At 42.5% G+C, this 20,773-nt stretch carries 19 protein-coding genes; 10 read left to right on the plus strand and 9 right to left on the minus strand.

Going from position 1 to position 20,773, the window contains the following annotated elements; genetic code table 11:
- Positions 1 to 162 precede the first annotated feature (162 nt).
- The 6 genes from M0221_RS07760 (at position 163) to M0221_RS07785 (ending at position 6,453) form a co-directional block, all read left to right on the plus strand.
- The gene (locus M0221_RS07760; protein WP_020443721.1) at positions 163 to 2,109 is read left to right on the plus strand and encodes an ATP-binding cassette domain-containing protein; all 1,947 of its coding nucleotides are present in this window, start codon (positions 163 to 165) and stop codon (positions 2,107 to 2,109) included.
- 431 nt (positions 2,110 to 2,540) lie between these two features.
- Positions 2,541 to 3,125 (plus strand): ubiquinol-cytochrome c reductase iron-sulfur subunit, encoded by a 585-nt coding sequence (gene petA / locus M0221_RS07765; protein WP_011513909.1) that lies wholly within the window; start codon positions 2,541 to 2,543, stop codon positions 3,123 to 3,125.
- 22 nt (positions 3,126 to 3,147) lie between these two features.
- A complete protein-coding gene (locus tag M0221_RS07770; protein WP_011513910.1) occupies positions 3,148 to 4,353 on the plus strand; it encodes a cytochrome b in 1,206 nt (401 codons plus the stop codon).
- A complete protein-coding gene (locus M0221_RS07775; protein ID WP_483283470.1) occupies positions 4,353 to 5,066 on the plus strand; it encodes a cytochrome c1 in 714 nt (237 codons plus the stop codon). Before M0221_RS07770 ends, M0221_RS07775 begins: the two co-directional genes overlap by 1 nt.
- Positions 5,067 to 5,268: 202 nt before the next feature.
- The gene (locus M0221_RS07780; RefSeq protein ID WP_020443723.1) at positions 5,269 to 5,883 is read left to right on the plus strand and encodes a glutathione S-transferase N-terminal domain-containing protein; all 615 of its coding nucleotides are present in this window, start codon (positions 5,269 to 5,271) and stop codon (positions 5,881 to 5,883) included.
- Positions 5,884 to 6,009: 126 nt separating this feature from the next.
- Positions 6,010 to 6,453: a ClpXP protease specificity-enhancing factor gene (locus M0221_RS07785; RefSeq protein WP_181210060.1), complete on the plus strand. Its 444-nt coding sequence runs from the start codon at positions 6,010 to 6,012 to the stop codon at positions 6,451 to 6,453.
- 88 nt (positions 6,454 to 6,541) lie between these two features.
- Here the strand turns inward: M0221_RS07785 and dcd are convergent, their stop codons facing one another.
- The 8 genes from dcd to M0221_RS07825 all read right to left on the minus strand — a co-directional run bounded on the left by dcd (position 6,542) and on the right by M0221_RS07825 (position 13,241).
- Complete coding sequence (dcd, locus tag M0221_RS07790) at positions 6,542 to 7,117, minus strand: dCTP deaminase (protein WP_020443725.1); 576 nt, start codon at positions 7,115 to 7,117, stop codon at positions 6,542 to 6,544.
- A gap of 136 nt (positions 7,118 to 7,253) precedes the next feature.
- Entirely contained in the window at positions 7,254 to 8,396 is a 1,143-nt protein-coding gene (locus tag M0221_RS07795; RefSeq protein WP_483283471.1) for a DUF2804 domain-containing protein, read from the minus strand.
- Positions 8,397 to 8,419: 23 nt separating this feature from the next.
- Positions 8,420 to 8,845, minus strand: a complete 426-nt coding sequence (locus tag M0221_RS07800; RefSeq protein ID WP_483283472.1) for a hypothetical protein — start codon at positions 8,843 to 8,845, stop codon at positions 8,420 to 8,422.
- 76 nt (positions 8,846 to 8,921) lie between these two features.
- Entirely contained in the window at positions 8,922 to 10,148 is a 1,227-nt protein-coding gene (gene apbC, locus M0221_RS07805) for an iron-sulfur cluster carrier protein ApbC (protein WP_483283473.1), read from the minus strand.
- 455 nt (positions 10,149 to 10,603) lie between these two features.
- Complete coding sequence (locus M0221_RS07810) at positions 10,604 to 10,747, minus strand: hypothetical protein (protein WP_483283474.1); 144 nt, start codon at positions 10,745 to 10,747, stop codon at positions 10,604 to 10,606.
- Positions 10,748 to 10,894: 147 nt separating this feature from the next.
- Positions 10,895 to 11,695 carry a 3-hydroxybutyrate dehydrogenase gene (locus M0221_RS07815; RefSeq protein ID WP_483283475.1) on the minus strand — a complete coding sequence of 267 codons (801 nt, stop codon included), beginning with the start codon at positions 11,693 to 11,695 and terminating at the stop codon, positions 10,895 to 10,897.
- Positions 11,696 to 11,821: 126 nt separating this feature from the next.
- Entirely contained in the window at positions 11,822 to 12,451 is a 630-nt protein-coding gene (locus tag M0221_RS07820; protein WP_011513919.1) for a CoA transferase subunit B, read from the minus strand.
- A gap of 76 nt (positions 12,452 to 12,527) precedes the next feature.
- Positions 12,528 to 13,241: a CoA transferase subunit A gene (locus M0221_RS07825; protein WP_483283476.1), complete on the minus strand. Its 714-nt coding sequence runs from the start codon at positions 13,239 to 13,241 to the stop codon at positions 12,528 to 12,530.
- A 359-nt stretch (positions 13,242 to 13,600) separates the two neighbouring features.
- On the opposite strand from M0221_RS07825, the gene M0221_RS07830 reads away from it, so the two are divergent.
- Together M0221_RS07830 and metG are read left to right on the plus strand one after the other, a co-directional pair.
- Positions 13,601 to 15,016: a GntP family permease gene (locus M0221_RS07830; RefSeq protein WP_149409553.1), complete on the plus strand. Its 1,416-nt coding sequence runs from the start codon at positions 13,601 to 13,603 to the stop codon at positions 15,014 to 15,016.
- Positions 15,017 to 15,415: 399 nt separating this feature from the next.
- Positions 15,416 to 17,518, plus strand: a complete 2,103-nt coding sequence (gene metG / locus M0221_RS07835; RefSeq protein ID WP_483284772.1) for a methionine--tRNA ligase — start codon at positions 15,416 to 15,418, stop codon at positions 17,516 to 17,518.
- 99 nt (positions 17,519 to 17,617) lie between these two features.
- Here metG and M0221_RS07840 read toward each other — a convergent pair whose 3' ends face one another.
- Entirely contained in the window at positions 17,618 to 18,055 is a 438-nt protein-coding gene (locus tag M0221_RS07840) for a hypothetical protein (RefSeq protein ID WP_133104496.1), read from the minus strand.
- 422 nt (positions 18,056 to 18,477) lie between these two features.
- Between M0221_RS07840 and M0221_RS07845 the strand changes: the two genes are divergently transcribed.
- The gene (locus M0221_RS07845) at positions 18,478 to 19,527 is read left to right on the plus strand and encodes an ABC transporter substrate-binding protein (RefSeq protein ID WP_483283477.1); all 1,050 of its coding nucleotides are present in this window, start codon (positions 18,478 to 18,480) and stop codon (positions 19,525 to 19,527) included.
- Positions 19,528 to 19,666: 139 nt separating this feature from the next.
- Positions 19,667 to 20,692 (plus strand): ABC transporter substrate-binding protein, encoded by a 1,026-nt coding sequence (locus tag M0221_RS07850; RefSeq protein ID WP_011513925.1) that lies wholly within the window; start codon positions 19,667 to 19,669, stop codon positions 20,690 to 20,692.
- Positions 20,693 to 20,773: the final 81 nt, after the last annotated feature.

The following is a 20,773-nucleotide window of genomic DNA, read 5'->3' on the forward strand; positions in this document are numbered from 1 at the left end:
TAACGCCTTGATAAGATGTTCTACATTGCTTGATAAATTAATCGTCATAAAATCGTGCTGATAAATCCATTTACGCACGCTACAGTTACGTGGCAGCATGTTATACTGCTGCAAATTTTGCAACAACCCCTACCTCACTATTATATAAGCTTAAGATACTCTATGGCACTGATACATTTAAAAGATATTCACTTAGCCTTTGGCGTCGCTCCTGTCCTTGATGGTATTGACTTTGCTATCGATTCAGGCGAGCGTGTGTGTTTAATTGGCCGCAATGGCGAAGGCAAATCCACCTTATTTAAACTGATCAATGGCACATTGTTGCCTGATAGCGGCGAAGTTATTATTAATAATAGTGTACGCGTCGCTATGCTCGAGCAGGATGTACCTGAAACCAGCGGTAGAATTTTAGATATCGTTATGGGTGGCAGCAAACGCACTGCCGAGCTGCTGATTAACTATAATGCGCAAACTGATTTATGTGCCAATGGCGATATGGACGCTTGCGAGCGTATGGCAGATTTGCAGCATGATATCGATGCGGTACATGGTTGGGATTTAGAGCGCGAAGCAACACGTCTTATCACGACAATGGGTCTCGATCCAGACGATGACTTATCGTCACTATCTGGTGGTCGTAAGCGCCGTGTTTTATTAGCACGATCGTTAGTGACTAAGCCTGATGTGCTACTCCTTGATGAACCGACCAACCATTTAGACGTTGATAGCATTGAGTGGCTTGAGCGCTTTTTATTAGATTGGCAAGGTTTGACATTGTTATTCGTCACCCATGATAGAGCATTCGTGAATAAATTATCGACTCGTATCATTGAGCTTGACCGTGGTCAATTGACCAGCTATGACGTCACTCAAGGTGAAGGTGGCTATGCACGCTACCAAGAATTAAAAGAGCTACAATTACTAGCTGAAGAGAAGAATAATGCCAACTTTGATAAAAAATTGGCACAAGAAGAAGTTTGGATTCGCCAAGGTATCAAAGCACGCCGTACCCGTAACGAAGGTCGTGTCCGTGAGCTAAAAGCGTTGCGTGAAGAGCGTAGCGACCGCCGTGAGCAAGTCGGTAATGTCAATATTACCATGGGTCAAGGCGAGAAAAGCGGCAAGCTGGTCTGCAAGGTTAAAAACCTACATCTACAATATGATGACCATGTATTGGTCGACAATTTTAGTACGACCATCATGCGCGGTGACAAAATCGGTATCGTCGGTCCGAATGGCGCAGGTAAAACCACGCTTATTAAAGCCCTACTCGATATGTCAGACGATGATGTGATCAAAACAGGCAGCGTTGAATTAGGTACTAATTTAAAAATTGCTTTCTTTGATCAGCTGCGTGATCAGTTAGATTTGGAAGCCAGTGTGGCGCAAAATGTCTCAGAAGGCTCTGACTTCGTCGAAGTCGGCGGTCGTAAGACGCACATTATGAGCTATCTACAAGACTTCCTATTTGCTCCTGAACGTGCCCGTACGCCCGTCAAAGCATTATCAGGTGGTGAGCGTAACCGCGTGCTACTAGCTAAGCAATTATTAAAACCTGCAAATATCCTCGTACTCGATGAGCCAACCAACGACTTGGATATGGCGACACTTGAGCTACTAGAAGAATCAGTCGCCAGCTTTGGTGGTACGATTTTGCTCATTAGCCATGATCGCTCATTTATGGACAATGTCGTCACTTCTACTTGGGTATTTGATACTGATGAAGATGGTAAAGGGACGGTCAGCGAGTATGTCGGCGGCTATCAAGAGTATTTGGTACAAAAGAATCGCGAAGAAGCTTCTAAAGCAGCTAAATCTTCTAATAGTAATACTACTGCCAACAGCAAATCTGTTAATAAATCAGCGGCAGTAGCGAAACCTAATACTGCTGCTAAAAAGCTTAACTTTAATGACCAGCGTGAGCTTGATGCGTTACCAAAAGAGATCGCTGCTTTAGAAGCGGAACAAATGCAGCTAGAAGAAAAGCTAGCCGACGGTACTTGGTTTAATCAAGATTTTGATGCGGCAACAGCTGCTAGTGAGCGACTGCTTGCTATTGAAGATGAGATGATGATTAAGCTTGAACGCTGGAATACGCTTGAGAGCTAATCTAAGTCATTATGCACGTAATTATCATCATTTTATAATATAAAGTGGTGATAATAGCGTCACAGCGACTTACAAAGTAGTGATGTGCTGAAAGTTAGTGAACATTGTCGTAATTTCAAGTATCATTCGCTATTGCCGAATACCCTTATCATTTATAAGGTCATTATCCATAACATTTTTGTTGATATAAAGCTGCTATTAAACATTGATAATTAAGGTGTTATGTCTTGATCACTTTGTTTAACGCTAAAGCGTGCCCTATTAAGGTTGCTTTATTTTTAACACAATAATTTATTTTATGACCAAAATAGCTTAGAATAGCAACAATTAGCAAAATTAGGCACAGCTAACGTGGCTTGATAATTGTTTCTATTCTAAGTCACAAACCCAGTGTGGGATAATCCCATTTCATTCACCTGGAGGAAGTATTAATGAGCCATGCCGAAGGCGTTAACGTACAACGCCGTAGAGTTCTGATTGCCTCGACTGCCGTAATTGGTGCAGCTGGGGTAGCTGCTGTGGCAACACCTTTTGTTCGCTCTTGGACCCCAAGTGCTAAAGCTGAAGCTGCTGGTGCAGCAGTGACCCAAGATATTGGTTCTATCGAAGCAGGACAAATGATTGTTGTCAAATATCGTGGCAAACCCATCTTTGTGGTTAAGCGCACTGAAGAGATGCTCACCCTGCTTGAGTCAGTAAAGCCATTATTGTCTGACCCTGATTCTAGTGCCTCTTTGCAACCTGAGTACTGTAAAAATCCTGAACGCTCTATCTCACCAGAAGTATTGGTGGTAGAAGGCGTCTGTACACATTTAGGTTGTGCACCAAACTACCGTCCCGATGTTGGCGCAGCCGATTTAGGTGGTAATGACTGGTATGGCGGGTTTTTCTGCCCATGTCATGGCTCTAAATACGATTTAGCGGGTCGCGTTTATAGTGGCGTACCTGCACCGCTTAACTTACCTATCCCAGAGTACAACATGGATGGTACCATCTTGACGATTGGGGAGGCTTAATATGAGCATGGGTAAAAAGTTAATGCATTGGGTTGACGCGCGTTTTCCTGCGACTGAAACCTATGAATATCATATGTCAAAGTACTATGCACCAAAGAACTTTAACTTTTGGTACTTCTTTGGCGTGTTATCAATGGTGGTACTGGTCAATCAGTTAGTCACTGGTATTTGGCTGACGATGATGTATAACCCAAGTGCCGAAGGGGCATTTGCGTCTGTTGAATATATCATGCGTGATGTTAAGGGCGGTTGGCTCATCCGTTATATGCACTCGACTGGCGCGTCAGCGTTCTTCGTAGTGGTATATCTGCATATGTTCAGAGCCTTGCTATATGGTTCATACCAAAAACCGCGTGAGCTGATTTGGCTTATCGGTATGGGTATTTACTTAGCATTGATGGCAGAAGGTTTCTTCGGTTACCTACTTCCTTGGGGCAACATGTCATTCTGGGGTGCTCAGGTTATTCTAAACCTACCTGCGGCTCTGCCTGTGATTGGCGATGGTCTTGCTGAGTGGGTTCGTGGTGATTATATTATTTCAGGTATCACCCTAAACCGCTTCTTTGCTCTACACGTTGTGGCGATTCCGCTTGTACTTGTCGGCTTAGTCTTTATGCATTTAGTGGCTCTGCATCATGTGGGTTCAAACAACCCTGATGGTATTGACATTAAGAAGCTAAAAGATAAAAACGGCGTGCCATTAGATGGTATTGAATTCCATCCATACTACACCGTACACGATATGGTTGGTATTGTTGTCTTCTTTATCTTATTCTTTGCTGTGGTATTCTTCTTCCCAGAAGGCGGCGGCTTCTTCCTTGAGCCACCAAACTTTGAAACTGCCAACTCACTGAAAACACCAGCGCATATTGCACCGGTATGGTACTACACGCCTTTCTATGCCATCTTACGTGCCGTTCCTGATAAGCTTGGTGGTGTTATTGCGATGGGTGCTGCTATTGCCGTATTGTTCTTAATACCTTGGCTTGATAGATCGCCAGTACGCTCGATACGTTATAAAGGTATTTTATCTAAAATCGCTTTAACCGTGTTTGCTATTAGTTTCTTAGTATTGGGTTATTTAGGTGCGACGCCTACCACCCCAACAGCAACTATAATGGCTCGTATCTTTACCATATTGTATTTCTTGTTCTTCTTATTGATGCCGTTTTACACTGCCATTGAGAAGTGTAAACAGCCACCAGAACGCGTTACCGGAGGTCACTAATGAGCACGCTAATTAAATCCCTAGCAGGTTTGGGCTTAGGCGCGGCATTAACTTTGACTGCTGGTAACGCTCTAGCAGCAGGTAGTGGCTGCGGTACGTTTACCAATGCTGAGGGTATTGTAGAGCATTTGGCTTGTAGTACAGCGCCCATTGATTTTACCAATAAGGGCTCACTACAAAACGGTGCTAAGACGTTTATGAACTACTGTGCTGGGTGTCACTCAGCCAAGTACGTTCGTCACTCACGCATCGCTAAAGACTTAGTGATACCACCTGAGTTGGTTGAAAAGTATTTGATGGTGACGACCGATCAGATCGGTGATCATATCGATGCTGAGATTGACCCTGAGGTTCAGGCCTCATGGTTTGGCGCGGCTCCTCCAGATTTGTCGCTTGAAACCAGACTGCGCGGCGATGATTGGGTTTACACTTACCTATTGTCTTTTTACGAAGATCCAAGCCGTCCTTGGGGTGCTAATAACTTAGTCCTCGCAAATGCGGCAATGCCTCACGTTTTGCATAACATGCAAGAAGAGCTGAGTCAGGAAGAGTTCGAATCTGAAGTAGGTGACTTGGTTAACTTTATGGCATGGATGGCAGAACCTGTTCGTCATGACCGTAAAGTGATTGGTTTCTTTGTGATTTTATTCTTACTTGTCTTATTAATTCCAGTTTACTTGCTCAATAAAGAATTCTGGAAAGATATCAAGTAAGCGATATTGATAATCGAGCAAGATATTGGTATAAAAAAAGCATTACTTCGGTAGTGCTTTTTTATGCTTTAAATATTTATAAATCAGCCGCAAAAGCAAGCTAAGCGCCAAATTCTTAAGCGACAGTGTTTACGTACGCTACCTTGATAAACACAGCAACATTGTTTACGATGGCAGGCTTTACTATTAACATTAGGCTTTCATGATTGATGCGAATGACATTCCAAGTAGTCAGCTAATTTTATACGCTGATGACGGCTACGACAGTCATGTGGTGCGCCTATTGCTTGAAGAAAAGAAGCTCGCTTATTATTTATCACGTTTGCATTCTGAGCGTCCTGAGGATTTAACCGAGCTGAACCCTTATCATACTTTACCTGTCCTACAGCAGCGTGAGATTGCGCTTTATGAGATTAACGTTATCTTTGAGTACCTTGAAGAGCGTTATCATGCCAATAAGCTCTTGCCTGAGACGCCACAAGAGCGGGCACAATTTCGCCAGTTAGCATGGCGTATTCAGCGCGATTGGCTCTCACTCGGTAAGCGATTGCTTATGCATCCAGACAGCTTTAATAAAGCCCAAGCGGTTATGGCTAGAAAACAGCTGAGCGATTCGCTCATCACTATATCACCATTATTTGCGCACAAGTCTTACTTTATGGCAGATGAGTTTGGCTGGTGTGATGTGCTTCTAGCCCCTTTATTGTGGCGATTGGAAGAGATGGACATTGAGCTACCACGCGCTATCAGTCGTCCTCTGTTTGACTATCAAAAACGGGTCTTTGAGCGAGATAGCTTTCAAAAAAGCGTGCGTTAATTAGACAACAGTCAAATGCTGCCTTAAAATAACAAATAATGAAGCGCAAATGAATTTCTGCAAATAATCTTTTGCCGCTGATACCTTTTAACCCTTACTTAATACCGTCAATATAGGAAGCCAAAGATGAGCGAAGAAACCACATCTATTACTCCAACACGTCCTTATATGATACGTGCCTTATACCAATGGATAGAAGACAATGCGCTTACGCCGTATCTGATGGTCGATGCAACCGCCGATAATGTTCAAATTCCAAAAGAGCATGTGCAAGATGGTCGTATCGTGCTCAATATTGCTAGCCGTGCCACTGGTAATATGAGTATGGAAAATGACTATATCCACTTTAGTGCGCGATTTGGCGGTGTATCACAAGAGATCTGGGTACCGCTCACAGCAGTGCTGGGTATTTATGCAAAAGAGAACTCTCAAGGGATGTTTTTCGATCCCAATGAATATGACAATTATGTGCCTGAAGACGATGCCGTTGCGAGTAGTAGCTCTAAAACAAACGTAGCAGCTCCTAAGCCCAAACGTGATAATAAAGCCGGTTTAAAAGTATTAAAATAACAAAATATATCGCATAAAAAAGCTGAGCATATTAAATATGTTCAGCTTTTTTTATTGTCAGCCCAAAAGTGATGATGACCTTAAACGATTAGGTTCTTGGTAAGGTCACACCGCGCTGTCCTTGGTATTTACCACCGCGATCTTTATAACTCGTCTCACAGACATCATCAGCATCACTTTGGAAAAATAGCATTTGCGCAACGCCTTCGCCGGCATAAATACGCGCAGGAAGATTGGTAGTATTACTAAACTCTAAAGTCACATGACCTTCCCACTCAGGCTCAAGTGGCGTGACATTGACAATGATACCGCAGCGGGCATAGGTTGATTTACCAAGGCAAATAGTCAATACATCGCGTGGAATACGGAAATATTCCATCGTACGAGCCAATGCAAAAGAATTAGGCGGAATAATACACTCGTCACCGATGACATCAATAAAGCTTTTTTCGTCAAAGTTTTTAGGGTCCACAATTACTGAATGTACGTTGGTGAAAACCTTAAATTCAGGCGCGCAGCGTACATCATAACCATAGCTTGAGGTACCGTAACTGACCAAACGCTCACCGGCATCATTAAAACGTACTTGACCGGCTTCAAACGGCTCAATCATGCCATGTTCTTGAGCCATTTTACGAATCCAGCGGTCAGACTTGATAGACATTGTTATTCCTTAGCAGATATAAAATAAAACTTATAATATGAATGGTATTTTGATAGCGACGATTATACGGAATTGAGCGCTCAATTTATAGGCTTGGCTACGTTTAAAATAAATCTCTAGTCAAAATGATAATCGTCTACCATTTTGCATAATGATCTTCTGCCAGTCCCATCACATTATCAAGCTTAATCACCTCTTGTTTGATTCGAATCTTACCATTATAAAAACCAAGCCATTGCTCAAAAATACTGGCAACGATACCAAAGTTATCGGTCTTCTTATAAACCGTCATAGGGGTAAAGGTTAAATCAATATCAACATTGCTCCAGCCAAGGTTTTGATGATAGATATGCCAAGGCTGCGGTGTGTCATCTAACCTATTAGCAACGTTGTCTTGCTGATTGGGTGGCAAATTTAGAGCATCACGAAGAAACATAACAGGCGGTAAATAACATATCTGCCCATCTAGCCAGCACGCATTTTCACTAGCGCCCGTTTCATTAACACCCATCGATAAGTTCAATGTGAAATGACGACCATCTGGCAAATAGCTATTGATACAAGTCCAAAACCAATTGGTCTCATGACGCATATATCCAAGTGTCCAATCGAGATTGGCAATAGTGTCATCATTGAATGATATTTGCTGAGCTTGTTGTCCATTATTAAACGTTGAATTGGACTTAATAGCTAAGTGACCTACGATTTTGGTAAGCGGCTCTTTTTGCGTAAAAGTCCAGCCACGCCTGCCAGTCGGTGTGCAGACCGCCAATGCCTGCGACTGCCGCTGTAACGTTGCTTCAATCGCCAAATACTGACTGTCTAACACAACGTTGACCTGTGACGGGGTAAAATCTAACGTCAATGTCAGCTTTTTATGTCTAAATGCCATCTGCCCTTGATAGCAACTACCCTCTAAACGCGTATCAAGCGTCAAAGGCTGCAAGGCCTCACACACCTCTATCTCGTTTGTTTCATCATTATAAAGATAAACAAAAGCACTCGTCGCAAGCTTAATAGTCGCCAGTGCCAAGCAGACTCGATAAGGTGGTTGAATGATTTGAATAAAGCAGAATTGGTTGGCTTTTAAATCTTTACGCCAATTGGGCAAAGGTTTTTGTGAGATAAGGTGGCTGTGATAATCTAAATAATTGATGTTTTTAACTTGGGCAAAAATACCAGAATGAGGCTGTCCGTTTTGGATTAGTTGGTCGAGCACCGCTGGTTTCAATTTATTAGAGATATCAGCAAAAGGTTGATGATGATTGTTTTGAGTCATAATGGCGGCATCCTAGCCAAAATCTATTGTGAGACTACCTGGCCTTGGTAGCTGACTTTAGTACTTATAATTCTTCTTTTTGCCTGTCCTGAAGCTGCCCAAATTGCTTCTCTAATCGCTTTTATCTCTATCATCGTCAATCTGTCTGTCAATTCTTCAGTGACATTGACTACTGCAAAGGCACTTACTCCAAACGAATGCTTAGGAAATTTAAGTAGTAGAGTAGCTAGCGCTTGTACTGCTTTAAAAAAATCAGCAATCACCATCCGGCGATTACTGAAGTCCGCATTAATCTGATGCCGTTTGCTACTACCATCTTTATAGTAACAAACAGCGATCACCTGATTGTTAGAAAGTTCAATGACATATATTGGCGGGCAGAATAATTTTAGAAGCTTATACTGTTTAGGCATATCATCTAAATGATTTTGATAAATAGATAAGCTCACAATATTTCCTTTTTAAAAATATAAGTTCTTTAAAGATTTTCTACTTAAGCTGTTCAACTATTACTAAGAACTACTATTAAAAAATACGCTTATCATTAACCGGTTTGGCAAACTTATTAATATTGGTTTCAATATTTTTGGCAATACTCAGATAGTAAGACGCGAACTCATCATCTACCAATACGCTTGGCTCACCTTTATCTACCTGTGCACGGATAGCGCTTGCCAGTGGAAGCTGTCCTAATAGCGGCACTTGATATTGCTCAGCGATCTTTTCGCCGCCGCCCGTACCAAAGATAGCTTCAGTATGATTGCAGTTACTACAAGTGTGCAGCGCCATATTTTCAACCACGCCAAGCACTGGAATATTGGTTTTGTTAAACATCTCAATGCCTTTTTGCGCATCAAGTAAGGCAATATGCTGCGGCGTCGTCACAATGACAGCGCCTGTCACCGGAATACGCTGAGCAAGGGTAAGCTGAATATCACCGGTGCCTGGTGGCATATCAATGACTAAGTAATCTAACTGTGGCCAATTGGTTTGATTATATAGTTGCATCAACGCGCCGGTCGCTTTTGGACCGCGCCATGCGATAGGCGTATTATCACCATCAAGCAAGCTGCCAATCGATAACATCGCTAGTCCATGCGCATTGATTGGCACAAACTGCTCATTTTCAAGCTCAGGTCTGACACTATTCACACCTAGCATCGCTGGCATACTGGGTCCATAAATATCAGCATCTAATACGCCAACACGGTTGCCGAGCTTTTGTAATGCCAAAGCGATATTGACAGTAGTGGTTGATTTTCCCACGCCGCCCTTACCAGAGGCAACGACAATGATATGACGAATACGCGGATGAGCGGACAACGACGCTTGGGTAGGAGCTTGCTTAGTGATAGGTGGTTCAGCATTTACCGTACTATCATCGCTCTTGGCAACAGGTTTACTATGACTATCCATCGCATTGGTGGTTTTTGGCATTGCTTTTGGCAAACTTGAGCCTTCACCTTTCATTGGCGCTGGTATCCGAACATTCATATGAATGCTTTGAATACCATGCGGCTGTAATAACTGCCCAAGCGCTTGCTGAATGGCCTCAGGATCGCTTTCATGTGGCAGACGCAACTCTAATGTCAGCTCACCGCCATTACGCTCAAGCCCAGTGACCATCGTAGCAATACTGCTATCCCTAACATGATAACCCAGCAATACTTTATCAACAGCGCTATCAAGCGCAGCTTTCTGCTCTGGAGTTTCCTTTTGTGCGGTGGGTTTTTTCTTCATAAAATTAAACATAGCGACCGTGACTGCCTATACAAGTGGGTTGGTATGCTAAAAAGTATTATTAATACTATAACGAGAATAATTAACGATAGAAGCCATAAGCTTTTTAGCCAAACCTTTTATCGTGTCAGTGTAGCTCAATTGCAAGTATAAAAAAACCATGATGCCAGTAAGACAGCATTTTGCGTACAGCTTTGATCCTACGGTATCATCGATATCAAATAACATAGATGAATTACTTTATGACACGAGACAAGGTTGAGTTTTTTCAATACAAAAGGCAAGCTCGCAGCTTATCATCACCACAGACATCATACTCATTACCAATACCAATACCAATACCAATACCATCGACACTATGGAATCACCGCGAACACAGCACAAAGGAATACCGAAGCAAGCGTTCCCTGAATATCGGTATCTAGATACGTAAATATCGTCGAGCGATTGGGTAACTGTTGTAATAATTACCAAGCAATTTCGGGCTTAATCAGCGCTGTGATATCGGCATTATCAATAGGACATAACGTCTGCACCGCATCAATCGCGCGCTTAAAATCCTGTCTTTCAATAGTATCGCTTAACTTTACTGATATGTCTTTATTATTCATCACTTTATCCCTGCGCCCAAGATAGTCCAGCGAGTGCTCATAAAAAAGAGCCAATATCATTGGCTCTGGTCAATATGAAGCTAAATCCTAGTCGATTGGTCTTTTCTAACAAGCTCATACAGTTAAGCTGACAAACCAAGCAATTTCTTAATTCATAAACCAGCCGTGGCTTGCGACAATCGACTGTCCGGTAAAGACATTGCTTGGAAATGCAGCCAAAAATAAAGCCAGTTGAGCAATATCATCAACCGTAGTAAATTCTTTATCAACCGTATTAACGAGCATAATATCGTTCACTACTGACTCTTCGCTGATGCCTTTTTCAGCCGCTTGCTGAGGGATTTGTTTTTCGACTAAAGGCGTTTTGACAAACCCTGGGCATATCACATGCGAGCGTACATTATGGGCAGCGCCCTCTTTTGCCAATACGCGACATAGACCAAGTAAACCATGTTTGGCGGTGACGTAAGGTGCCTTAAATAATGAGGCTTCATGCGAATGTACAGAGCCCATATAAATCACTGTACCACCTTTGTCGTCTTTATACATATGCTGTATAGCAGCTTTGGTGGTCAAAAACGCACCATCTAAGTGAATAGCGAGCATTTTTTTCCAATCTTCAAACGCCATTTTATGGATAGGGTCAATGATTTGGATACCGGCGTTAGATACCAGAATATCAATACCGCCAAAGGTATCGACCAGTTTCTGAATACCGCCATTAACAGCAGTTTCAGACGTTACATCCATCGCAATTGCAACGGCACGCCCACCTGCTGCTTCAATAGCATCAACGGTTTTCTGAGCCGCTTCAATATTAATATCAGCAATACCGACCGCAGCGCCCGCCTTGGCATAAGTTTCGGCAATATCACGTCCGATACCGCTGGCAGCGCCTGTGACCAATGCTACTTTGCCCGTCAAATCCTGTTGTAATTGGGTCGCCATATATTGTCCTTAATAATAGGTGATGGTGTGTAGTAATGAATGAAGCCTATAAATAAGCCACTAAAATATAGTGGCTATTAAACAATTTACTAATCAGTATTTGAACTATTGAGTGGTTTATCAAAGCTACTGAGCAATGCTCACTGGTGTTTTTTCTTGTAGCTCATCGAAGCTAACACCATCTGCCAGTTCAACCAATTTTAGGCCATTATCAGTCACATCAAGTACAGCAAGCTCTGTGATAATACGATCAACCACGCCTTTCCCTGTCAGTGGCAACTCGCAATTGGCAAGAATTTTTGGCTCGCCGTGTTTATTAACTTGCTCCATGAGCACAATCACACGCTGTACGCCTGCGACCAAATCCATCGCGCCGCCCATGCCTTTGACCATTTTTTTGGGAATCATCCAGTTTGCCAAATCGCCTTGCTCTGAGACTTCCATCGCGCCCAATATTGCAAGGTTGACATGACCGCCACGAATCATCGCAAACGACTCTGAGCTACTAAAATAACTCGCACCTGATTCGGCAGTGACCGTTTGTTTACCTGCATTGATCAAATCTGCATCGACGTTTTCTGCAGTAGGAAACTCGCCAATACCTAATAAGCCGTTTTCTGACTGTAGCCAGACATCGACATCTTTAGGGATATAGTTTGCAACGAGTGTCGGTAGACCGATGCCTAAGTTAACATAATAACCGTCTTGTAACTCTTGTGCGGCACGCTGTGCCATCTGCTCTCTTGTCCATGCCATGGTAGCTTCCTTAATTTTTACGATATTCTATTACTATAAATTTAATAATTTATTAATTATGCTGTAATCGCAATGACTAAGCGCCTTCGACCACTTTAGTTGTCGTCTTTTCGATACGCTTTTCAGGGCTGCTATTCAATACGATACGCTGCACAAAAATACCCGGCAGATGAATCTCATCAGGATTTAAGGTCCCTGTTTCTACGATCTCTTCAACTTCAACAATGGTAATTTTGCCCGCCATCGCACAGTCCGGGTTAAAATTACGAGCGGTTTTATTAAAGATTAAGTTGCCTGCCTTATCGGCTTTCTGCGCTTTGATTAGAGACACATCAGCGCGTAATGAACGCTCAAGCACATAAGTACGACCGTCAAATTCGCGGGTTTCTTTACCTTCAGCAACTAAGGTGCCAACGCCGGTTGCGGTATAAAATGCCGGAATACCTGCACCACCTGAACGCAGTTTTTCTGCCAATGTCCCTTGCGGAGTCAGCTCAACTTCCAACTCGCCTGCCAAGTACTGGCGCTCAAACTCTTTATTTTCACCCACATAAGATGAGATCATTTTTTTAATTTGGCGCGTCTGTAATAACAATCCCAAGCCAAAGTCATCGACACCAGCGTTATTACTGATGCATGTCAAATCTTCAACACCACTATCCCGCAATGCTTCGATTAACGCTTCAGGAATACCGCATAGACCAAAACCACCGATCGCCAGCGTTTGTCCGTCACGCACAACACCACTCAGCGCCGCTTCTGCGCTGTCATACACCTTTGATTGACTCATACTTATCTCCTTGCACGTCTCATTTTTATTATTTACATTTGATTCATTATAGGTTTTGCTTATTCAAGCAAACACTAGACTACCAATCAGTTTTATATTTAAAGCAATACAATTTATATCACTATAAAATATAGAGTACAGCTGTAATAACTTAACATATAATTCTAGCAGCGACTAGACAATAATATAAAGCGCGTACAAGGCAGCGCAGCTTGAGCAATATAGGTGAGGTCACCATCCTAATTGTCTAAAATAATGTTTGATAAAATACGTTAAATCGCCCGTTACGTTTAATTTTATTGACCTATTTCTCTATGCCCTGCATACTCTCAGGCTTAACTTAGCCAAGGAGGGCGGTCATGTTTAGCACACTTGCGATTATTATTACTTTATTACTTTTGATGTTCTTTGCTTATCGCGGTTATTCCGTACTGATTTTAGCGCCAATTATGGCTGCTTTAGCCGTACTACTTTCAGGTGATTTTTTAAGCAGTATTCCTGCTTATACTGATGTCTTTATGGGCGCATTGAGTGGCTTCCTACTCAAATTCTTTCCTATCTTCTTACTGGGCGCACTCTTTGGGCGTTTGATGGCAGATTCTGGAGCGGCAACAGCGATTGCCAAAACGGTGGTCGAAAAGCTTGGTGCTAGTAAAGCGATTTTGGCAGTTATTTTAGTTTGCGGTATTTTGACCTATGGCGGTGTGTCACTGTTTGTCGTGGCATTTGCTATTTATCCAATCGCCAAAGACTTGTTTAAAGCTGCTGATATTCCTAAGCGCTTGATTCCAGCAGCGATTGCCCTAGGTTCGTTTACCTTTACTATGACAGCATTACCTGGCACGCCTGCCATTCAGAATGCTATTCCGATTCCTTACTATAATACCAACGTATTTGCCGCACCTATTTTAGGTCTTATTGGCGGTACGATCATGTTTGTCTGTGGTTGGTTGTGGTTGCAATCGCGTGCCAGAAAAGCGAATGCCGTTGGTGAAGGGTATGGTCAGCACGATGAGAGCGATGTAGGCGGTGTTGGTGGAGGCGCAGCAGAGACCAACTTGCTTAGTACTCATCATACCTCATTCACCGTTGCGATGATTCCTCTGATACTGGTCATCAGTTTGAACGCTTTACTAACTTACTTTATCTTCCCATCGATGGATTTTAGTGGCCTACAGACTCAGTTCCCAGATTTGAATATCGCAGGTTCACTTGGGCTATGGTCGATCATCCTTTCATTGGTTGTAGCTTGTATCGTGCTAATCGTCATGCGTCTCGGTCATTGGACCAACCTACAAAAAACCATCAACCGCGGTACTTATGACTCGATGTTACCGATCTTTAACACTGCGTCGGAAGTAGGTTATGGTGCCGTTATCGCGTCATTAGCAGGCTTTCTTCTCATTCGTGATAGTATCTTGAATCTAACGCCAGACAATCCACTCATCTCAGAAGCAGTCGCTATGACCACGCTGGCTGGTATTACTGGCTCATCATCTGGTGGTTTGAGTATCGCACTATCAACCTTGGGTGAAGACTATCTAAGAATGGCAGTCGCAGCCGGTATTGATCCAGAGCTAATGCACCGAGTGGCGGTAATGGCAGCAGGCGGTTTGGATACCTTACCACACAGTGGTGCGGTCATTACCTTGTTGGCCATTTGTGGTCTGACACATAAACAGTCCTACTTAAACTTAGCAATGGTCACCATGATTATTCCACTGATTGCTGTCGTCGTTGTCATTACCTTGGGCACGATGTTTGGTTCATTTTAATTGGGTTGAATCAGTAATGAACTCAATCTAAAAAAGGGGCAGTTTTACTGCTTTAAATTGACTACAAAAACCCCGCTAAGCTTTTGCTTAGCGGGGTTTTTATGAGCGCTTTATAAGGATTTACTATGTTGGACTTTTATCATAAATATCAATAAATACATTACACTTATTATAACGTACTACTGGTATGAACTTTTCTTGCTTGCTGTGCCTACGCAGACAGAGTCTACGAATAATTAATACCAGTAGCGCTGCACTCTTCTAAAAGTGAATCAACTATAGCGCTTATTACCATATTAATTCGTAAGCAATATCACAAATTTAGCCGAATTACGGTATCATAGGCACACTTTTTCAATTTCTATTGATAACCAACCCGTTTATATAAGAATATAGGTGATGAAAGTGCGTGAGATTTTAGTAACCAGTGCCCTGCCCTACGCCAATGGAGACATTCACTTGGGGCATCTTGTAGAGTATGTCCAAACTGATATTTGGGTACGATCGATGAAGGCGCAAGGCCATAAGGTGACTTATGTCTGTGCGGATGATGCTCATGGTACTGCTATCATGCTCAAAGCCGAAGACAATGGCGTAACACCAGAACAGCAAATTGCCAATGTGCAAGCTGCTCATGAAGCCGATTTTGCTAAATTCTTGATTAATTTTGACAACTATCATTCAACACATTCAGAAGAAAATCGAGAATTTTCTGAGCTGATTTATCGCCGCCTTAGAGATGCAGGTCATATCTCTACTCGTGATGTGGAGCAGCTATTTGACCCTGAAAAACAGCTGTTTTTAGCCGATCGTTTTGTTAAAGGTACCTGCCCTGAGTGCGCCGCTACCGACCAATATGGTGATAATTGTGAAGTTTGTGGTACGACTTATGATGCGACAGAACTTAAAAATCCGTACTCTACGTTATCAAATGCGACGCCTATTCTAAAGACTTCAAAGCATTATTTCTTTGATTTACCAGAGTTTGAGCAATTTTTAAAGGATTGGACGCGCAGTGATAATCGCTTGCAAACCTCAGTTGCCAATAAGCTACAAGAGTGGTTCGATGCCGGCTTGACCAGTTGGGATATCTCGCGTGATGCGCCTTACTTTGGCTTTCAAATTCCAGACACGCCAAGCGATGAGCCAGATAAATACTTCTATGTATGGCTAGATGCGCCTGTTGGCTATATGGCAAGCTTTCAGAACTTGTGTGATAAACGTGCAGGTACAGAAGAGGCTCTAGACTTTGACCATTATTGGGCGCAAGAAAACGAGCATAAAACCGAAGTGTATCACTTCATCGGTAAAGATATTGTTTACTTCCATGCGCTATTTTGGCCTGCCATGCTTGCTGGTAGTGAACTCCGTACACCAACCGGCGTCTTTGCTCATGGCTTCTTGATGGTCAATGGCGAAAAAATGAGTAAGTCGCGTGGCACCTTTATTAAAGCCGACACTTATGCTGAGCATTTGCATCCTGAGTACTTGCGTTATTACTTTGCGAGTAAGTTATCTGACAAAGTCGAGGACATTAACCTTGATTTAGAAGACTTTATGCAAAAGGTTAACTCTGATCTCGTTGGTAAAGTAGTCAATATCGCCAGTCGCAGCGCTGGATTTTTGGTCAAAAAGTATGATGGTATGCTGACAGACGTCTGTGCTGAGCCAAGCCTATTAGAAGACATCACCAAGACGGGCGATGAAATTGCTGCGGCTTATGAAAACCGTGAATTTTCTCGTGCCATGCGCCTGATTATGCAGTGTGCTGATAAAGCCAATGAATACATCGATGACAAAAAACCGTGGGCGCTTGCCAAGGTTGAAGGCGCAGAGCAAGAAGTTCAAGACGTCTGCTCAGTAGCAATCAATATCTTCCGTCAATTAATGGTATATCTTGCGCCTGTATTACCTGAGCTGACTGCCAATGCTAAAGAATTCTTGAACATTGATGATTTAAGTTTTGCCAGCCGTAATGAGTGGTTGCTTGGTCATCAAATTAATAAGTTTAAACCACTGATGCAGCGTATTGAAGAAAAAGATATTGCAGCGATGGTTGAAGATTCTAAAGCCTCATTGACACAAGTAGGTGCGCCTACCGCTAGCCAAGACGATAAAGCAGCAGCAAAAAATACCTCGCCTGCAGCAATGCCAAGCAGTACCGAACAAGCAGACTATATCGGTATCGAGGACTTTGCCAAAGTCGAGATGAAAGTCGCTCATGTTATCGCTTGCAACCATGTCGAAGGCGCGGACAAACTGCTTCAGTTCACACTAGATGTTGGTGAAGCACAACCTCGCAACGTCTTTAGTGGTATTCGCAAATTCTATGAGCCTGAGCAATTACAAGGTAAAAAGGTTATTTGCGTGACCAATTTGGCACCGCGTAAGATGAAATTTGGCATATCAGAAGGCATGGTATTGTCGTCAGGCGACCCGAAAACAGGTCTGGTGGTAATTACCTTACCTGATGAAGCCGTTATCGGTGATTCACTGGCTTAAAAACGTTAAATTAATCAAGTAATAATAAAAGAACAAAACAAAAAACGGTCTAAATAGACCGTTTTTTATGTTCAAAAGAATAGAAAATAAGCTTGCTGTTTATCTGGTCAAAATATCAATGATCTGCAACGTATCATTAACGACCGTCACAATTTTATTTTCTGGCGTGCGAATACGAACATAGCGGTCATCATAACGGTCTAAAATTACCGAACGATCATAAATATCTCTATCAATATTGCCGACTACTCTGTAACCGTATTGATCGAGATCACGCTTGAATGAGGCGTTTGAGTTAGCATGACGATAAGCATTAATGTTAGGCTGGGCATTGCTGCTATAACCATTTTTAAATTTATATTTTTCTGACTGATGCTGCTTGAGCTGTACTTGTTCATGCTTATCTTTACCGACATACGCAGATTTGCCCTTGCCATGATTATTACCGTGACCCTCTTTTGCCATAGCAGGTAAGGAAATCAATGAGATCGCTGTAATGCCAGCGATGGTTAATAACTTAAGATTAGTAGTGTTCATAATGTCATCCTTAAAATATTCATTTGAAAAAGATTAAGTAGATGGTAGAGTCTGTTGAACATTCACTAAGGTCAGCATGATTAATAATGATATGGATTTCAGACTCACTGTAACTTTCGTATAAAAATTAGCTTACGTTCATTATAAAGCGCTTTTGTAATCGCTGAATTGCTGGTTTGTGCGTTTTTTAAGCAGAGTTTTGCCGAATAAAGATGATTTTGCCAAATAAAACAGTCAATACTTGCTTTAATAACACTGGTGACGAATACGCTTTAATTTTTTATTGCGATAAGTTACATTACTGTCATAATATGAACATAATGATCAATGGATTGATTACTTTGATGTTAGCCCGTTATCTCAGCATTCACATAACATTGACTCGGGTAACCTGCACTTTCTAACCTACGAGCCACTATAAAATGATTTTTGCTACTACTTTACGCTTTAGCCTACTTGGTGCTGCGATGAGCGCCGCGCTTGGATTATCAGCCTGCTCTAAACCTGCAGATACTATAACGACCACCGATGACAGTACCACTACTGCTCAAAAACCTGCCAAAACATTGGCAATCACTCAAATCGTTGAGCATCCCTCATTGGATGATATGCGTCGCGGCATTATTGATGAGTTGGCGGACAACGGTTATGTCGAAGGTCAAAATCTAAAGGTTAACTTTCAAAGTGCGCAAGGCAATACGGCAACCGCAGGACAAATTGCTAAGCAGTTCGTCGGCGATAATCCTGATGCCATCGTTGCTATCTCAACCCCATCGGCACAATCTATCGTCTCTGCAACCACCACCATACCAATTATATATACCGCTGTCTCAGACCCACTGGGTGCCAAATTGATCACTGCAGATGGTAAACCCTTTCAAAGCAATTTGACCGGATTATCAAGCCAATTGCCATTAGAGCCGCAGCTGGATTTGCTACAAAAAATCAAGCCTGACCTCAAAACCATTGGCTATGTATACAGTCCTGGTGAAGCCAACTCGGTATCATTGCGTGATGCGCTTAAAAAAGCACTGCCGGCACGTGGCTTATCATTACTAGATATTCCAGCCAACCGTCCAACAGATATCGGTATGGCGACACGTAGCTTACAGGGTCGCGCGGATATTATTTATACCTCGTTTGACAATAATGTTGCCTCAGCATTTGAAGCCATGGCACAAGCTGCCAATGAGCTAAAACTGCCTATTGTTGCCTCTGATGAATTCAGTGTCCAACGCGGTGCCACAGCTGCACTTGGTGTCAATGATTATGACTTTGGTCGTACGACAGGTAAGATGGTTTATCGCATTTTAAATGGCGAGGCGGTCAGTACCGTTAAGCCTGAAGTGATGAACGAATTGACACTCTACGTCAGCCCTAAACATGCTAAAACGCAAGGTGTAGTACTGTCAGATGAGCTGTTGAAAAATGCTATTAATGTTGATGAAAAAGTAAAAACTGCCAGCAAATAATCGCTGGTAGATAAGAGTGAATACGCAGTAAATATCTTATAATTTATAACAAACACTGTTTATAACCGCAGTACGTAAGACCTTCTATCTATCTTTTATATAATGTACGGACACATTATTATTTTCAGGAGTAAGACCCATGTTGTATCAGAATCGTTTTGCCAAAGCTCTTTTATGGGGCGGTATATGTACCGCTATTTTGACTGGTTGTAATCAGCCAGCTAAAGAAGGTACCGCGACTGATGGTACTGCGGGCACCGATACCACAACAGAAATGAAAACGGTTGCTATTACCGCTATCGTTGAGCATCCAGCACTTGATGCTGTACGTAAAGGCGTAATCGATGAGCTAAACGATGCCGGCTTTAAAGATGGTGAAAACCTGAAAGTTAACTTCCAAAGTGCTCAAGGTAATACTGCTACTGCTGGTCAGATTGCCAAGCAATTCGTCGCCGACAATTCAGACGTTATCATTGCTATTGGTACGCCATCGGCTCAGTCAGTCGCTGCTGCAACTAGCAGTATCCCGTTAGTGTTTTCAGCAGTTACTGATCCGGTTGAAGCCAAACTGGTCTCAAAACTTGATGGTTCTGGCACCAATGTCACTGGTGGTTCTGATGCGCTTCCTTATGAGCCACAAATCGACTTGATGCGCCAAATTATTCCTAGTCTCAAAAACGTCGGCTACGTTTATAGCCCAGGTGAAGTTAACTCAACGATTATCCTAAAAAATCTAAAAGAAAAACTGACGCCACTTGGCATCAAAGTACATGAAGCCCCTGCCCAGCGTAGTACTGATATTGCGATGGCAGCACGTAGCCTAGAAGGTAAGGTCGATATGATCTATACCTCAACGGATAATAACGTGGTTTCAGCTTATGAGTCACTATATCAAGCCGCTAAAGAAAGTAAGATTCCGTTAATTGCCTCGGATACCAGCTCAGTTGAGCGCGGTGCCATCGCAGCATTGGGCGTCAACTACTATGATCTTGGTCGTGAAACTGGCAAAATCGTTGTACGTATCCTAAATGGTGAAAAAGCAGGCGCAATTCCCGTATACACGCCAAAAGTTCTTGACTTATATGTCAGCCCAAAACATGCTAAAGAGCAAGGCATCACCTTACCACAAGCGGTTATTGATAAAGCAAAAGAAGTGGTAGAGTAACTGCCTTTTACCTAATCAGTATAAAACAAACAGTAGATGATAATGTTGATTGCGCAAGCTGTCATTATCGTCTACATTAGC

Source organism: Psychrobacter sp. ANT206 (assembly GCF_056880555.1).

Coding starts and splice junctions, on each gene's coding strand:
- M0221_RS07760 (WP_020443721.1), top strand. CDS start 163: ATGGCACTGATACATTTAAAAGATATTCACTTAGCCTTTGGCGTCGCT.
- petA (WP_011513909.1), top strand. CDS start 2,541: ATGAGCCATGCCGAAGGCGTTAACGTACAACGCCGTAGAGTTCTGATT.
- M0221_RS07770 (WP_011513910.1), top strand. CDS start 3,148: ATGCATTGGGTTGACGCGCGTTTTCCTGCGACTGAAACCTATGAATAT.
- M0221_RS07775 (WP_483283470.1), top strand. CDS start 4,353: ATGAGCACGCTAATTAAATCCCTAGCAGGTTTGGGCTTAGGCGCGGCA.
- M0221_RS07780 (WP_020443723.1), top strand. CDS start 5,269: ATGATTGATGCGAATGACATTCCAAGTAGTCAGCTAATTTTATACGCT.
- M0221_RS07785 (WP_181210060.1), top strand. CDS start 6,010: ATGAGCGAAGAAACCACATCTATTACTCCAACACGTCCTTATATGATA.
- dcd (WP_020443725.1), bottom strand. CDS start 7,117: ATGTCTATCAAGTCTGACCGCTGGATTCGTAAAATGGCTCAAGAACAT.
- M0221_RS07795 (WP_483283471.1), bottom strand. CDS start 8,396: ATGACTCAAAACAATCATCATCAACCTTTTGCTGATATCTCTAATAAA.
- apbC (WP_483283473.1), bottom strand. CDS start 10,148: ATGTTTAATTTTATGAAGAAAAAACCCACCGCACAAAAGGAAACTCCA.
- M0221_RS07810 (WP_483283474.1), bottom strand. CDS start 10,747: ATGAATAATAAAGACATATCAGTAAAGTTAAGCGATACTATTGAAAGA.
- M0221_RS07815 (WP_483283475.1), bottom strand. CDS start 11,695: ATGGCGACCCAATTACAACAGGATTTGACGGGCAAAGTAGCATTGGTC.
- M0221_RS07820 (WP_011513919.1), bottom strand. CDS start 12,451: ATGGCATGGACAAGAGAGCAGATGGCACAGCGTGCCGCACAAGAGTTA.
- M0221_RS07825 (WP_483283476.1), bottom strand. CDS start 13,241: ATGAGTCAATCAAAGGTGTATGACAGCGCAGAAGCGGCGCTGAGTGGT.
- M0221_RS07830 (WP_149409553.1), top strand. CDS start 13,601: ATGTTTAGCACACTTGCGATTATTATTACTTTATTACTTTTGATGTTC.
- metG (WP_483284772.1), top strand. CDS start 15,416: ATGAAAGTGCGTGAGATTTTAGTAACCAGTGCCCTGCCCTACGCCAAT.
- M0221_RS07840 (WP_133104496.1), bottom strand. CDS start 18,055: ATGAACACTACTAATCTTAAGTTATTAACCATCGCTGGCATTACAGCG.
- M0221_RS07845 (WP_483283477.1), top strand. CDS start 18,478: ATGATTTTTGCTACTACTTTACGCTTTAGCCTACTTGGTGCTGCGATG.
- M0221_RS07850 (WP_011513925.1), top strand. CDS start 19,667: ATGTTGTATCAGAATCGTTTTGCCAAAGCTCTTTTATGGGGCGGTATA.